Origin of the sequence: Anaerostipes sp. AF04-45, from assembly GCF_003461725.1 — a bacterium.
Taxonomy (GTDB): domain Bacteria; phylum Bacillota; class Clostridia; order Lachnospirales; family Lachnospiraceae; genus Anaerostipes; species Anaerostipes caccae.
In genome coordinates this window covers 36,647-52,841 of the sequence record NZ_QTXQ01000005.1, presented here as the reverse complement: position 1 = coordinate 52,841, position 16,195 = coordinate 36,647, and the positions used below count along the sequence as shown (strand labels likewise).

The 16,195-nt window shown below is 47.3% G+C and carries 12 protein-coding genes and 2 tRNA genes; all 14 read left to right on the top strand.

Translation table 11 applies throughout. The features are described 5' to 3' along the window. Positions 1–15 precede the first annotated feature (15 nt). The 14 genes from DWV34_RS08845 to DWV34_RS08780 all read left to right on the top strand — a co-directional run bounded on the left by DWV34_RS08845 (position 16) and on the right by DWV34_RS08780 (position 16,185). Complete coding sequence (locus DWV34_RS08845; protein ID WP_022260750.1) at positions 16–876, top strand: PHP domain-containing protein; 861 nt, start codon at positions 16–18, stop codon at positions 874–876. A gap of 75 nt (positions 877–951) precedes the next feature. Continuing rightward, positions 952–1,095 carry a six-cysteine ranthipeptide SCIFF gene (scfA, locus tag DWV34_RS08840; protein ID WP_006566408.1) on the top strand — a complete coding sequence of 48 codons (144 nt, stop codon included), beginning with the start codon at positions 952–954 and terminating at the stop codon, positions 1,093–1,095. Positions 1,096–1,184: 89 nt separating this feature from the next. Further along, complete coding sequence (scfB, locus tag DWV34_RS08835; protein WP_118476053.1) at positions 1,185–2,546, top strand: thioether cross-link-forming SCIFF peptide maturase; 1,362 nt, start codon at positions 1,185–1,187, stop codon at positions 2,544–2,546. Positions 2,547–2,561: 15 nt separating this feature from the next. Then, a complete protein-coding gene (secD, locus tag DWV34_RS08830) occupies positions 2,562–4,820 on the top strand; it encodes a protein translocase subunit SecD (RefSeq protein ID WP_118476051.1) in 2,259 nt (752 codons plus the stop codon). Between the two features lie 78 nt (positions 4,821–4,898). Beyond that, positions 4,899–6,623 carry a single-stranded-DNA-specific exonuclease RecJ gene (gene recJ, locus DWV34_RS08825; protein WP_118476049.1) on the top strand — a complete coding sequence of 575 codons (1,725 nt, stop codon included), beginning with the start codon at positions 4,899–4,901 and terminating at the stop codon, positions 6,621–6,623. Positions 6,624–6,634: 11 nt separating this feature from the next. Then, the gene (locus DWV34_RS08820; protein WP_006566404.1) at positions 6,635–7,462 is read left to right on the top strand and encodes a Cof-type HAD-IIB family hydrolase; all 828 of its coding nucleotides are present in this window, start codon (positions 6,635–6,637) and stop codon (positions 7,460–7,462) included. Between the two features lie 16 nt (positions 7,463–7,478). Further along, complete coding sequence (locus tag DWV34_RS08815; protein ID WP_009288980.1) at positions 7,479–8,615, top strand: exonuclease SbcCD subunit D; 1,137 nt, start codon at positions 7,479–7,481, stop codon at positions 8,613–8,615. Next, positions 8,612–11,143, top strand: coding sequence for an SbcC/MukB-like Walker B domain-containing protein (locus DWV34_RS08810; protein ID WP_118476047.1), 2,532 nt, complete (start codon positions 8,612–8,614; stop codon positions 11,141–11,143). The genes DWV34_RS08815 and DWV34_RS08810 overlap by 4 nt, the downstream gene beginning before the upstream one ends. 38 nt (positions 11,144–11,181) lie before the next feature. Then, positions 11,182–12,501, top strand: coding sequence for a C39 family peptidase (locus DWV34_RS08805; protein WP_009288978.1), 1,320 nt, complete (start codon positions 11,182–11,184; stop codon positions 12,499–12,501). Positions 12,502–12,662: 161 nt separating this feature from the next. Next, positions 12,663–12,735: transfer RNA gene (locus tag DWV34_RS08800), tRNA-Val, on the top strand. A gap of 27 nt (positions 12,736–12,762) precedes the next feature. Further along, a tRNA-Met gene (locus DWV34_RS08795) sits at positions 12,763–12,836 on the top strand. 122 nt (positions 12,837–12,958) lie between these two features. Then, positions 12,959–13,513 carry a 2-C-methyl-D-erythritol 2,4-cyclodiphosphate synthase gene (gene ispF, locus DWV34_RS08790; RefSeq protein WP_118476045.1) on the top strand — a complete coding sequence of 185 codons (555 nt, stop codon included), beginning with the start codon at positions 12,959–12,961 and terminating at the stop codon, positions 13,511–13,513. After that, positions 13,514–14,581 carry a GNAT family N-acetyltransferase gene (locus DWV34_RS08785; RefSeq protein WP_118476043.1) on the top strand — a complete coding sequence of 356 codons (1,068 nt, stop codon included), beginning with the start codon at positions 13,514–13,516 and terminating at the stop codon, positions 14,579–14,581. Positions 14,582–14,583: 2 nt separating this feature from the next. Next, a complete protein-coding gene (locus DWV34_RS08780; protein WP_022260747.1) occupies positions 14,584–16,185 on the top strand; it encodes an MBL fold metallo-hydrolase RNA specificity domain-containing protein in 1,602 nt (533 codons plus the stop codon). Positions 16,186–16,195: the final 10 nt, after the last annotated feature.

Genomic DNA, 16,195 nt, shown 5'->3' with positions numbered 1-16,195 from the left:
GGAGAGGGTCATTCTATGACACATAGGGAGAAAGGACAGACGATGATTGACTTACATTTGCACTCGGATGCCTCGGACGGTACACTGAAACCGGCAGAGGTGCTGCGTGCAGCAAAAGAAAAGGGACTTTATGCGTTCGCACTCACTGATCACGATACAGTCGCAGGAATTCCGCCGATCCTTCATTCGGGAGAACTTACAGGCATTCATTTTATGCCGGGAATTGAGCTTTCATGTGAGGCGGAAAAACACGAGATTCACATACTGGGCTATCATATTGATATCTGTAATCAGAACTTACTAAACACACTGGAGGGACTGCGGAGAGGAAGAAGGCAGAGAAATCTTTCTATGATTGAAAAGTTTCGTGAGGACGGGATACCAATGACGCTTGAAAAACTTCTGCACGGCAACGAACAGACCGTGATCACCAGGGCACATTTTGCAAGAGTGCTGATCGAGGAAGGATACTGTGCCAATAAGGAGCAGGCATTTAAAAAGTATGTAGGAGACGGATGCAGATATTATATTCCGAAGCCTTATTTTGCGCCCGCGGATGCGGTCAGGCTGATCAAAGATGCAGGAGGTACTGCGGTACTGGCGCATCCGTTCCAATATCATCTTTCCAACGCGGAGTTAGAGGAGCTGATCAGGGAGCTGATCTCTTTCGGGCTGGGGGGAATTGAAGTCTATCACTCATCCCATCATCACGGACAGACGGTGAAACTCAGGCAGTGGTGCAGGAAATATGGGATGCTGGCCACAGGAGGCTCGGACTTTCACGGCAGCAATAAACCGGACATTGAGATCGGGACGGGACGGGGCAGTTTAAAGGTCCCGGATCACCTCTACGATGAACTGAAGAACTTATTGTAATTCCGAAATGAATATGATATAATGGGCAAGTTAAAAAGGGAATAAGAGAGATTCATATTGAAGGAGGAACTTGGCATGAAGCACATTAAGACTCTAACGAATAAAACATTGCAGAACACAGTAAAGAAAGGCGGATGCGGTGAGTGCCAGACATCCTGTCAGTCAGCATGCAAGACATCCTGCACCGTAGGAAACCAGAGCTGCGAACACAGCAAATAACCCACGGCGGGAAAGAGCAGAAGAATGAGAGGCGGTTCCTTTTTGAACCGTCTCTTTTCGTTAAGGACAGATAAAGGAGAAGAAGCAGCGTGGTTTACCAATACAAAAATAACGGATATAATATGGTGCTGGATGTGGAAAGCGGATCAGTCCACGTCGTGGATGATCTGAGCTATGACGTCATCGGACTTTACGGCACCCGCACTTTAAAGGAAATACAAGAAGAGCTTTCCGGATACGAAGCCGGGGAGATCGAGGAAGTCTATGAGGAAATCAGGCGTCTGGAGAGCGAAGGAGCACTCTTTACAAAGGACGAGTATGAGGATTACATAACGGAGTTCAAAAGGCGTCCAACCGTGGTCAAAGCACTCTGCCTGCATATCGCTCATGACTGTAACTTAGCGTGCAGATACTGTTTTGCTGAAGAAGGAGAATATCACGGAGATCGTTCGATGATGAGTTTTGAAGTAGGAAAACAGGCATTGGATTTCCTCGTTGAAAACTCAGGCAGCAGGAGAAACCTGGAAGTGGATTTCTTTGGAGGAGAGCCGCTGATGAACTTTGAGGTCGTAAAGCAGCTGGTGGCTTACGGCAGGTCTCTGGAGGAGAAGCACAGTAAAAAGTTCAGGTTTACTCTGACGACCAACGGCGTCCTTCTGGATGACGAAGTGATGGAGTTTGCAAACCGTGAGATGGCCAACGTGGTCCTTAGTATTGACGGGCGGAGAGAGGTCCATGATAAGATGAGGCCTACAAGAAACGGCAAGGGCAGCTACGATCTGATCATTGATAAATTTAAAAAATTTGCAGAGATGCGAAACGGAAAAAGTTATTATGTGAGAGGCACTTTCACCCATGACAACCTGGATTTTTCAAAAGATGTACTGCATCTGGCGGACGAAGGATTTGACCAGATTTCCGTGGAACCTGTGGTAGGACCCGAAGAGGAGCGGTACACGATCAAAGAAGCCGATCTTCCGAAGATCATGGAAGAATATGATCTTCTGGCAAAAGAAATCATCCGGAGGGAGAAGGAAGGAAAGGGCTTTACGTTCTTCCACTTTATGATCGATCTGACCGGAGGTCCCTGTGTGGCAAAACGCCTTTCAGGGTGCGGTTCGGGAACCGAATATCTCGCGGTGACGCCATGGGGAGATCTGTATCCGTGTCATCAGTTCGTGGGGGAAGATGAGTTCTGTGTAGGAAATGTGTTTGACGGAGTCACCCGCGGTGATATTGTCTCTGAGTTTAAGAAGACCAGTGTTTACTCGAAAGAAGACTGCCGGGAGTGCTTCGCCAGATTTTACTGCAGCGGGGGATGCAGTGCGAACTCTCATAAACTGAATGGTACGATCAACGGTACCTATGAAGTGGGCTGTCAGCTGGAGAGAAAGCGAGTGGAGTGTGCACTGATGATAAAGGCCGCATTGGCTGATCAGAGTGAAGAATAAAGGAGCAGAAAACTTATGAAGACGAACAAAAATAAGAAGGGAAGATACGCTGCCGGGATAATCCTGCTGGCCGCATTGTGTGCGTTTGGAATTTTTATCACCGCAAAAGGGCTTGGGAAAAATAAGATCGGCCGTGCAGAAAACATCGAACTGGGTCTGGATCTGGCCGGAGGAGTCAGCATTACCTATGAAGTGGACGGCAAAAATGTATCTGATAAAAACATTGACGATACGGTATACAAGCTTCAGAAACGTGTGGAAGGGTACAGTACAGAATCTGAAGTCTACCGCCAGGGTAAAAACAGAATCAACATCGAGATCCCGGGTGTGACAGACGCCAATAAGATCCTGGATGAACTGGGACAGCCGGGAACTCTGGCATTCATGGTCCAGGACGGCAAATCCATGAAGACGGTCCTGACCGGAAATAACGTCAAATCCGCAAAAGCTCAGACAACTGAGGGAGACAATGGGGCCAAGGACTATGTCGTAGCCCTGGAGTTTGACAAAAAAGGAACTAAGGCATTTGCAGATGCCACAAAGAAGAATGTGGGCAAACCCATCTATATTATATATGACAACCAGATCATCAGCGCACCGAATGTGCAGACCGTCATTACCAAAGGGGAATGCAGCATAACAGGAATGGAGAGTTATGAAGCGGCCGAAAATCTGGCATCTTCTATCCGTATTGGATCACTTCCGGTAAAATTAAAGGAACTGCGCTCCAATGTGGTTTCCGCCAAATTAGGAGTGGATGCTATTCAGACAAGTGTCAAAGCCGGCGCCATCGGATTTGCACTCGTCTGTATCCTGATGATCGCCCTGTATTATCTTCCGGGAGTGATCGCATGTCTTGCGCTGGCCATTTATGTGCTCATGACGCTGCTGGCGCTGAATGGATTTAATGTGACGCTGACCCTGCCGGGTCTGGCCGGTATTATACTCGGTATCGGTATGGCCGTGGATGCCAATGTCATCATTTACTCCAGAATTAAGGAAGAAGTGGCGATGGGCAAAAATGTCGGGACTGCCATTAAGGCAGGATTCCATAAGGCCGCTTCAGCCATCATCGACGGAAATGTGACCACACTGATCGCCGTGGCAGTCCTCTGGTTTAAGGGCACTGGAACGGTCAAGGGATTTGCTCAGACACTGGGTATGAGTGTACTGATTTCCATGTTTACAGCCCTGGTTATCAGCAGATTTTTGGTTACCGCCGCATACAAGTTTGGCCTGAGGAGCCCGAAACTCTATGGAAAAGCGAGAGCTTTAAAAGAACGGGATTTCATCGGAGTCAGCAGACGGTGCATGGCGGCAGCGCTGCTTGTAATCGTTGTAGGTCTGGCGTTCCTTCCGATCAACAAGTCAAAGATCGGAGCACCGCTTAATTTTGATCTGGAATTTTCCGGAGGAACCTCTTCTACGATCACATTTGATAAGAGTGTGAAAGTAGATGACAGTCTCGAGAAGAAGGTCGTATCCGCTTACGAAAAAGTAAGCAAATCCACTTCAGTCCAGGGACAGAAAGTAAAAGCAAATAATCAGATGGTGATCAAGTCTGTGGAGCTGAACTTAAGCCAGCGGAAGCAGATCGAGAGCACCATGAAAAAAGATTTTAAGGCGAAATCCGTTGCCACTGAAAATATAAGTTCTACTATCAGCAATGAAATGCAGAGGGATGCGATCGTCTCCGTGGTGATTGCAAGTATCTGTATGCTGATCTATATCGCCATCCGGTTTAAGGATGTGAAATTTGGAGCCAGTGCCATCATTGCACTGCTGAATGACGTGCTTATCGTATTTGCAGCATACTCAATCGGAAGGCTCTCCGTCGGAGGAACTTTTATCGCGTGTATGCTTACGATCATCGGATACTCTATCAACTCTACCATCGTCATATTTGACCGTATCCGGGAGAATATGCAGGAGGCGGATAATACACAGCTGAAAGGCATTGTAAATAAGAGTATCATTCAGACGCTGACCAGATCCATCAACACGTCGCTCACTACGTTTATCATGGTGTTTGTGCTGTTTATTATGGGAGTGTCATCCATCCGCCAGTTTGCCCTGACCCTGATGGTCGGCGTTGTGTGCGGTGCATTTTCTTCTGTGTGTATTACCGGACCGCTCTGGTACTTTATGAAGACGGGATTTAAGAAACAGCCGGCGAAAGCCCTGGAAGATAAAACGGAAGTACACAACGTACAGGAGACGGCAGGATCAAAGGCCAAGAAAAAGAAGAAGAAAAAGAAAAAAGGAATCCGATAAAACATTTGAAAACTGTAATCAGACAATAGGTTTGATTGCAGTTTTCTTACATCACGGGAAGGGGACAAAAAGTTACTTATGGAAAAATGGTTTATCAGCAAAAAGAAAGCAGATTTTGTCCGGATCGGAGAAACGTTCGGCATTGATCCGGTCATAGCCAGGCTGATCCGGAACCGGGATATCACGGGAGAGGAAGACATACGCAGGTATTTATCAGGGACTCTTTCGGACATTTCAGATCCGTTCATGATGAAGGATGCAGAAGAAGCATGCAGACTGCTCCGTCAGGCGGTCCGCCGAGGCACAAAAATCAGGATTATTTCTGACTATGATGTGGACGGGGTAATATCCAATTATATCTTGTGGAAAAGTCTCAGCGATCTCGGAGGAACTGTGGATTTTGTCATTCCCGACCGCATCCAGGACGGCTACGGAATGAATTCAGAGATGGCGGTAAACGCCAAGAAGGAGGGTATCGGACTGATGATCACCTGCGACAATGGAATCGCCGCTTTTGATCCGGTAAAAAAAGCAAAAGATTTGGGCATGGAAGTCATTGTCACAGACCATCATGAAGTTCCGTATCAAATGGAGGAAGGAAGAAAGAGAGAGATGCTGCCGCCGGCAGATGCGGTCGTGAATCCAAAACAGGAAACGTGCGCATATCCCTATAAACAACTCTGCGGAGCCGGAGTGGCGTTTCAGCTCATGAGAGCACTTTACCGGGCGGAGGGCAGGGAGGATAAGGAGCTGGAACCGCTGCTCTGTTTTTTGGCCATAGCCACAGTTTGTGATGTGGTGGACCTCACAGAGGAAAACCGAATTTTCGTGAGAGAAGGACTGAACCGCATCGGTCTTACGCAAAATACTGGTCTGAGGGCGCTTTTAAGGGTTCACAATCTGGAAGAGACAACTGTCAATTCTTATCATTTAGGTTTTGTCATCGGCCCGTGTATCAACGCCAGCGGAAGGCTGGAATCGGCGGAAAAGGTTTTAAGACTGTTCCTGGAAAAGGATGTGGCCGCCGCAGAAGAGACGGCTCAGGAATTGAAAGATCTCAATGACCAGAGAAAGGGAATGACCAACGAGGGAGTCAAAGAAGCGCTGGATCAGATAGAACAAAATGGATACGGGAAGGACAAGGTCCTCGTGATTTATCTTCCGGACTGCCATGAGAGCATCGCGGGAATCATTGCCGGTCGGGTGAAAGACAAAGTGCACAGGCCGGTTTTTGTACTGACCAAAGGGAAAGAGGGAATCAAAGGTTCCGGGCGTTCCATTGAGAACTATCACATGTTTGAAGCCATGAATGAAGTAAAGGATGTATTTGCCAGATTCGGGGGACACGCCATGGCCGCGGGGTGTTCTCTGTCAGACGAATCGAAAGTGGAGGAATTCCGCAGACGGATCAATGGCTGCTGTGAGCTTAAGGAAAATGATTTCATAAAAAAAGTTTCGATTGATGTGGATATGCCGATTGACTATATTTCAGCAGAACTGGTGCGCCAGATGGCAGTGCTGGAGCCGTTTGGGAAGGAAAATAAAAGGCCTTTGTTCGCCCACAGAAAACTTTTCATTGAAAGAATCCAGGTATTCGGCGATAATAGAAATGTAATCCGGCTGTCGCTTTTAAGTGACAGGGGAACAAGAATGACGGGCATGATCTTTGAAGAGGAAGATATATTCCGTGAAAAGATGGGAGAGGGAAAGCAGTACATCACTTGCACCTACTATCCGGATATTAACGTATACAGGGGAAATGAGAGCCTGCAGATACGGATACAGCATTACTTTTTTACATAGGGAGGACAGTTATGAGCCAGATTAAGTTGGTAACCATGGATTTAGACGGAACTTTGCTGAATGACCAGAAGCAGATTTCGGAGCATACGAGGGAAGTGCTCGAAGAAGCAGCCAGAAGAGGCGTACATATTGTGCCGGCCACAGGACGGATCTATAAAGCAATCCCTGATTTTATCAGAAATTTAGAGGGAGTCCGGTATGCCGTCTGCTGCAATGGGGCGACGATCTATGACGCTCTGGAAGATAAGATCATATACAAGAACCACATTCCGAAGGAGACAGCCTTGTCTCTACTCAGGAAACTCACAGAATATAATTGTACCAGAGATATTTACAGAAACGGCCAGGGCTATATGGAAGGGAAATTTTATAACCATTTAGAAGATTTTGATATTAAGGGCCAGCAGAAAGACCTTATTTTAAGGACCAGACAGGAGGTCGGTGATCTGGAGGCCTATGTGGAAGAAAACAGTGACGGCATTGAAAAGATCAGTGCCTTCTTCGGTGACCTTGAGGAGAGAAAACGTGTCATGAAGGAACTGAGCGATCTGGAAATTGCCAGCGTTTCAACTGCATTGTTTAACAATGTAGAGATCACCCAGCTGGGATGTGACAAAGGAGACGGGATCACACAGTTAGCCAAACATCTCTCCATACCGATCGAGGAGACGATGGCGTGCGGAGATGCGGCCAATGACACATTTATGATCCGGGCAGCGGGATTCGGTGTAGTGATGGAAAATGGAATGGACGAACTGAAAGATATCGCAGATTTTGTTACAAAATCCAATGAGGAAGACGGAGTCGCCTATGCCATCGAGCGGTTCGTGCTGAACTAGAGGGGAACGGAAAATCATGAAGCTTTTGCATATGGCTGACCTGCATTTGGGCAAGACGGTCAATGGAATGAATTTCATAGAAGATCAGAGACATGTGCTGGCACAGGTGCTGGGACTGATGGAGAAGGAGCCCGTTGACGGGCTCCTTTTGGCAGGAGATATTTATGATCGGAGCATCCCTCCGGCAGAGGCTGTGACCTTGTTTGACTGGTTTCTGACAGGTACGGCAGAGCTTATGGTGCCTGTTTTTTTAGCGGCGGGAAATCACGATTCGGGCGAGAGGCTGGAGTTTGGACAGAAACTTTTCGGGCAGCAGAATATTTACGTGGAAGGGACATTAAGAGAAGAATTCCCTGCCATCAGGCTGGAAGATGAATACGGGCCGGTCTGCCTGCATCTGCTTCCGTATTTTAAGCCTGCTGAGGCAAGGGCATTATTTCCTGAAGACGAGATCCGCACGCATGAAGATGCCATGCGCTCTGTCCTCGCCCGTCATCCTGTGGACAGAACAGAGCGGAATGTGCTGGTCACCCATCAGTTTGTCACTGGGACAGAACCCGTCACACAGTCCGACTCGGAACTGCTGCTGAGTGTGGGAGGGACAGAACAGATTTCTTATACTGTCTTTGAAGACTATGACTATACTGCGCTTGGGCACATTCACGGCCCTCAAAAAGCGGGAAGAGAGACTGTAAGATACAGCGGTTCCCTTCTTAAGTACTCTTTTTCTGAAGAGTTTCACAAGAAATCTGTGACACTGGTTGAGCTGAAAGAAAAAGGCAGCATAACAGTTACGGTTTACCCGCTTAAGCCCAGACATGATATGCGCCGGATCAAAGGAAAACTTGAAGATCTTTTAGATCCGCAGGTGGTTGAAGCTGCAGACTGTGAAGACTATATCAGCGCCGTGCTGACGGACGAGGAGGAACTTGCAGATCCTATGGAGAAGCTCCGTGCCTCTTATCCGAATATTATGGAACTGAACCTGGAAAAGAGACAGAGGTCCGGCGGTGATGAGGTGTACGCCGACGTCCGTGAAAAGACACCGCTGGAACTGGGGGAATCGTTTCTTGAGCTGACCTGCGGTGAGGCAGAAGAAAAGAGGATGGAATTTCTTAAAAAACTTCTGGAGGAAGGAGGCTTGAATATATGAAGCCATTATTTCTTGAGATCAGCGCATGGGGCCCCTATGCGGGCAAAAATCAGATTGATTTTTCCAAATTCCAGGGTGGACTGTTTTTGATCACCGGGCCTACGGGCTCCGGGAAAACTACGATATTTGACGCGCTGACCTATGCTCTCTACGGGGAAGTCAGCGGAAGCGTCCGCACGAAGGAAAGCCTCAGGAGCGATTTCGCTTCACAGAAGGAAGATACCTATGTGATTCTTGAATTTACACACAGGAATGAAAAGTACCGGGTAGAGCGCCATCCGAAATACAGGAGAGCCAAAAGAAAAGGTTCGGGAACGACGGTAAAAAAAGAGGATGCCGTGCTGACTCTGCCCGATGGAACTGTAAAAGCCGGAACGTCCAAAGTCAACGAGGAGCTGTCCCGTATTCTCTCCATCGACTATGACCAGTTCCGCCAGATCTCCATGCTGGCACAGGGGGAATTTCAAAGGCTGCTCACAGCAAAGTCCAGTGACCGGGCGGAAGTATTCCGCTCTATTTTTCATACGCAGATCTATAAAAAAATCCAAGGTCTTGCAGGCGAGAAGGCGAGAGCCCTGCTTGGCGAAATACGTGAGATCACAAATCAGATGGAAGAGGCAGCTAAACTGTCGGGAGAAGATCCGGCATATGAAGAAATGAGAGAAAAGAAAGATTTTTCGGCGGTGATCACTTTTCTTGAGGACGATTATAAGGAAAAGAAACAGCTGGCATCCGAGGCTTTCTTAAACAGCAGGAATAAGAGAGAAGAGTTTGATTCGAAGAAACAGATTTTTGAACAGGCAAAGAAATTATCCGCAGAGACAGAAACTTTGGCTTCAAAGATCTGCAGTCTGGAAGAGGAATTAGGAGAGCTTAAACAAAAACGAGAGAATATCCGAAAGAAGAAGCAGGATCTTTACAGTCTAAGAGATGTGATGGATCATAAAAAGGAACGTCTCGGCGTTTTAAAGGAGATCAATGAACAGCTGGAACGATTGGGACAGCTGGAAACCGAATATGAAGAAGCCAGCCAGGAAGAATCACGGCAAATCAGGAGAACCCGAATGGCAGTTTACCAGGAATGGCTGGAAGCAGAGGGGGAGGCAAAGGCTTCCTCTGAGAAATTTAAGCGTTTCTCAGAAGAATTTGAGCAGGCTGAATGTGAGTACCGAAGGGCAGATGACTTAAGAAAAGAGGAACAGGACATCTATATGGAGATGCAGTCCGCTTATTATGCGTGCAGCATTGGCATTTTGGCAAAAGATCTAAGGGAAGGAAAACCATGTCCTGTCTGCGGTTCCACGAAACACCCAAAGCCCGCCGGGATTCCTTCAGAAGCTCCGGACAGGGAGCAGCTGGAGGCACAGAAAGACCGGGCAGAAAAGGCAGAAGAGCTTTTCCGCAAATGGTATGAAAAAATGCTGAAATTGAAAGAACAGAAGAATACGGCACAGACCGAATGGAAAAGAAAACAGGAAGAGCTCGGAGAAGAACCTGAATATGAGGGGATTACGAGAGAGGAAGCCTGTTCAGCGGAGAAATTCTCCAGACAGAAGGAAGAAAACTGTCTGGCGGATATCAGAGAACAGCGGATGAAGGCAGAAGGCCGGATGAGAGCGTTTAGAGAACAGCTGGAATCGTGGGGCAGAGCGGAGGAACTAAAGGAGGAGCATCTCGCTCTTTCAAAAGAACTGGAAGAATATGATTCAGAGAATGACCGGCTGACGGCGGAGAATATCGAGTTGGAAACGGCTCTTTCCAAGACGCGGACTCTTCTGGAGGAACGCCGTGGAGAGTTTGAGGAAAGGAAGAAACAACGCGCTGAACTTGAACAGGAGAAGGTTTCAAGCGGTGATCTGGAAAATTTGGAAGGAGAGATCAAAAAAACAGAGGAGGAAAGAGAACAGCTCGCTGTGCTTGTGCATCAGAGACAGAGGGCACTTTGCTCTTTAAAAGAGAAGCAGAAAAAGAAAGAAAAGCTTGAAGAGAGCTACGGTATTGTTGGAGATGTGGACCGGCTTCTGAGCGGAAATAATGCGCTTCGTCTGACCTTTGAGCAGTTTATTCTCATTACATATTTCCGGGATATTTTAAAGGCCGCAAATATCAGGTTTGTGAAAATGACCGGAGGCCGGTATGAGATGTTTCGGAGTGAGACAGTCACGGATGCCAGAAAAAAAGATAACCTGGAAATAGAAGTGATGGATTATTATACCGGAAAGCGCAGGTCTGTAAAAACTCTCTCGGGAGGCGAGTCCTTTAAGGCGGCACTGTGCCTGGCGTTAGGACTTTCGGATATTGTCAGGAACAGCGCCGGAGGCATTCAGATCGAAGTTTTGTTTGTAGATGAGGGATTCGGTTCCCTGGACAGTGAATCCTTAGAACAAGCGGTTTCCTGTCTCCAGGAGCTTTCCGGAAAAAACAGGATGATCGGCATTATTTCCCATGTTCCGGAGCTGTCTGAGCGGATTGAAGAAAAAATCACGGTTCGTAAGAAAAATATGGGGAGTAGCATTGAGAAATTGTGAGAAAAGGATTATAATGAACTTTGGGGGATGGAGAATAAATGAGTGAGCTAAGGAGTGAATACAGAATGAACAGGCACATGAAATCCATCTGCTCTGCTGTACTATGCGGCTGCCTTGTAGTGGGCAGCAGCACGTTTGCATACGGTGAAGAAGCGGCAGCAACGGCAAAGACAACAGAACAGAGCTCAGCAACAGAGCAGACAACAGCGTCGGAGAGTACATCGACAACGGCTGCACAGACCGAAGCCACGACCACGGCACAGCCGCAGGAGACGACGAAACAGGAGTCGACAACGGCGCATAAGGACCAGAAAACGACAGAAAAAAAGGACCAGACATCCAAGGCTTCAAAGAAAAAAGCAAAAAAGATCAAACAGAAAAACAAAGTCAAGAAGCTGAAAAAGAACAAAAATCTTAAGGAAGAAAAGGTAGTTTCCAACATTATCCCTAAGATCTATAATGACACGCGTCTCAGCATGAAGGATCAGAAGGAAACCATCGCAGGTTTTACCTATTTTAATCAGGGAGATTCCGCCTGGAACCAGAATGGCTACTGCATCAAGAGCAGCGGCTGCGGACCTACTGCCATGGCAGTCTGTATTACCTCGCTGACCGGCAAATGGGTAACCCCGCTTGATACGACCATCTGGGCATACGAGCATGGTTATTACAGCAATGCAGGTTCCGCCCATGAAGTCGTGCCGGCACTGGCAAAAAATTATCAGCTGGGATGCAGTGGACTCGGGACAGATTATAAGAAGATCAGGGATGCGCTTAAAAAGAAGCATCCGGTAGTCGGCCTCATGGGACCCGGTTATTTTACCAAAGGAGGACATTTTATAGCTTTGGTGGCGATCGATGACAAAGATCAGGTGACAGTTGCAGACGTGGGAAGCAGACAGCGCAGTACATACAAGTACCATTTAAAAGATGTGATCGAGCAGTCTAAATCCGCATCCGCAGGCGGCCCGTTCTGGGAGATTTATAAACCCGGAGAGAAAGAAAAAGCTGCAATGAAGGTAAAGAAAGCCAAAGCAGATGCAGCTAAGCTGAAGGCACAGCTGCAGAAACAGCACCGCTATAATGACTTAAAGGCAGTCCTGTCTCAGAATCAGAGCGTTGTTGTTCCGCTGAAAAAAGGAACCATTGTGACGGAAGAAAGCTTTGTAACTCTGCTGGATATTGATTCTAAAGATCATGTGTCTGTAGAATTAAAAGAACAGGAGATCAAAGATTATTCTTTAAAGACGGTTGTGGATGAGCTGCAGACAAAGGCAATCAGCCAGACCTTCTGGGAGATGACCCATCCGATGGAAAAGAGCCAGAGACCTACGCTCTCTGATTTCTTGAAAAATTAAACAGAACAGTCAGCAAAACAGTCTGAACCGCTGAAAGACGCGGTCAGGCTGTTTTTTGTTTTTGAAAGAAATCGTGAATTTGGAAACTTTTTTAAAAACTTTTCAAAAAGTTGTTGACATTTTTCGCATTATTTTATATACTAATTTTTGTCGCGAGACAAGGGATCATAGCTCAGCTGGGAGAGCATCTGCCTTACAAGCAGAGGGTCATAGGTTCGAGCCCTATTGGTCCCATTCTTTATGCGGAATGCATAAAGATATGGCGATGTAGCTCAGTTGGCTAGAGCATACGGTTCATACCCGTAGTGTCAGCAGTTCGAATCTGCTCATCGCTATGAAAAGGCATGTTTTTTAGGGACATGCCTTTTTTTTGTATCTTGCAGAGAATTATATTATAATAAAGAAAATGAGATATTCTATATAGACGACAGAAAAATAGGAAAGTGAGGTATGGGATATGAGAGTAGGAATGGGATATGATGTGCATAAGCTGGCAGAAGGACGCCCTTTGATTTTAGGAGGTGTGCATGTTCCGTACGAAAAAGGACTATTAGGCCATTCTGATGCAGATGTGCTTCTGCATGCCATCTGTGATGCACTGCTCGGAGCCGCGGCTCTGGGAGATATCGGCCGGCATTTTCCGGATACAGACCCCAAATATAAAGGCGCAGACAGCATGGAACTGTTAAAGCAGGTCAGGGGACTGGTCGAGAAAGAGTGTTATCTCATTGAAAATGTAGATGCCACTGTGATTGCACAGAGGCCAAAGCTGGCACCCTATATCGAAGAGATGAGAGAGAAGATCGCAGAGACACTCGGAGTCGGAAGAAAACAGGTCAACGTAAAGGCAACCACGGAAGAACATCTGGGATTTACCGGGGAAGGACTTGGGATCAGCGCCCAGGCAGTCTGCATGCTGACCACCGTAGATAATTATATCTATGAAGACGTCTTAAGGCCCGGCGCACAGACCGGATGTCAGGGATGCCAGGGATGCCGGAAAGGGGAATAGATGGAACTTGTTTATGACGACAAAAGCCACAGAGATCTGATTTTTCAGATGTATCAGGATGTTTTTAAGGACCCTGAAAAGTTTGCGGAATATTATTTTGATGTAATCTATCCTAAAAATCAGGTGCTCATGGCATGGGACGGCAGCCGGCCGAAAGGGATGATCCATCTGAATCCGTACCGCATGAAAATTTCAGATAAGGAGTTTGACGCCCATTATATCGTAGCTGTGGCCACAAGGAAAGAAATGCGGAGAAAAGGAGTCATGCGAAAAATGCTTTGCAGAGTTCTCAATGATATGGCAGAGCGCAATGAGCCGTTCACATATCTGATTCCTGCCGATAAGGCTTACTATGAACCCTTTGACTTTGTATTTGTGATGGACTGGACAGAGACAGAGATCACAGGGGAAGAGGGTGCGGTTACAGGCTCCCTGGAACCATTTCGGGAAGATGATACACAGGAAGTTCTCCGGTTCTTAAACCGGCAGATCCGGTCATATGATATTTATACGGTGATAAACCCGGATTATTTAAAACAGGCGGCAAAGGAAGCAAAAAGCCAGGACGGAGACCTGATGGTGTTTAGAGAACACGGTGAGATAGCCGGAGTCTTTGTATACGGGAAAGAAAAAGATACCATATATGTACGGCTGGGATTCGGAACAGAGGAAAAAAGGTTTTTAGAGATGATCAGCCGCACGTTTCCCGGCAGTAAAATCGAGATATCGGCGGGCTGTGTGAAACGGGGGAGTAAGGTGCCGAAGATCATGTTCAGGATTACATCTCTTGAGGCGCTGTGCCGCTGCCTGAGAAGCAGAAAAAAAATAGAATTTGTTCTTACCGTGACGGACCCTGTGATCGGGAAGAATAACGGAACTTTCCTGTTTTCTGCCTCAAAAGACGGGACAGAAATCTGTCCTTCATCCAAAAAAGCCGAGGGTGAACTGTCGATCGGAGATTTTTCGAAAGCAGTATTTGGATACAGCGGGGAGGATGTATTGGAGAGGCATCCGTTTCTGAGAGAACTGATACCATTGGACGCCGTATATATTACCGAGGAGGTATGACTATGAAATTAATGTTTATCGGAGCAGACCATGAAGTAACGGGCAGCTGTCATTACGTGGAGGCGTGCGGGAAACGTTTTTTGGTCGACTATGGAATGGAGCAGGGAAAGAATGTTTATGAGAATGCAGAACTTCCGGTGAATCCGTCAGAAATTGACTTTGTGCTGCTGACTCATGCCCATATTGATCATTCGGGGCTGCTTCCGCTTTTATATGCCAATGGTTTCAGGGGCAGTGTTATTGCGACGAAGGCCACCAAAGATCTCTGTGATATCATGCTCCGTGACAGCGCCCACATTCAGGAGTTTGAGGCGGAGTGGAAGAACCGGAAGGCCAGACGGTCAGGGAAGCCGGAAGAGCCTCCTCTGTATACGATGGATGACGCGGTAAGTGTTATGGAGCAGTTCAAGGGCTGTCAGTATAACGAGAAATTAGAAGTGAGCCGGGGTATCAGCGTACGTTTTACAGATATAGGACATCTGCTCGGTTCAGCCAGCATTGAGGTATGGCTCACTGAGGCGGACACCCAGAAAAAGATTGTCTTCTCCGGTGATATCGGAAATAATAATCAGCCTCTGATCAAAGACCCCCATTATACGGAGAGTGCAGATTATGTGGTGATGGAATCTACCTACGGAGACCGTTTTCATGAAAGTCATCCCGATTATGTCGGAGAACTTGCCGGTTTGATTCAAAAGACCTTTGACCGGGGCGGAAATGTGGTGATCCCGTCATTTGCGGTGGGAAGGACCCAGGAGCTTCTGTACTATATCCGCCAGATCAAAGAGGAGCGCAGGGTGAAGAACCATGGGGATTTTGCCGTGTATGTAGACAGTCCTCTTGCAGTGGAGGCCACCAACGTTTTTCAGGAAAACATACATGACACATTTGATGAGGATGCCATGGCGCTGATCAATCAGGGCATCAATCCGATCACTTTCTCCAATCTGAAATTATCCATCACAAGCAATGATTCCAAGGCGATCAATTTTGATGAAGAACGGAAGGTGATCATCTCCGCTTCCGGAATGTGTGAGGCGGGAAGGATACGGCATCATTTAAAGCATAATCTGTGGAAGCCTGAAAATACGATTGTGTTTGTCGGATACCAGGCTTACGGCACGTTGGGCCGTGCTCTTGTGGAAGGGGCAAAAGAAGTCCGGCTGTTCAGTGAGACCATCAAAGTGGAAGCCGATGTGGTGCGCCTGGAAGGAATGAGCGGACATGCGGACAAAAAAGGACTCTCTGTGTGGGCGGAGGCTTTTAAAGACCAGCCTGAAAAATTTTTCATCGTTCACGGAGAGGATGAGACCTGTGACAACTTTGCCCAATACCTGGAAAGTGAATGCGGCAGGAAGGCAGAAGCACCGTACAGCGGGGATATTTTTGATCTGGCTGCAGGAGAGTGGGAGCTCAGGGTTGCGCCGAAGAAAGTGCCGGAAAGCAGGAAGGGCACGAGAAGAGCCAATGCTGTATTTGCAAGGCTGCTGGCTGCAGGCGAGCGCTTGATGTCTGTTATACGGAAAAGTGAGGGCGGGGCCAACAAGGATCTGGCCAGATTTGCGGATCAGATCAATGCTCTCTGTGACAAATGGGAGCGATGAAAGTATAAGA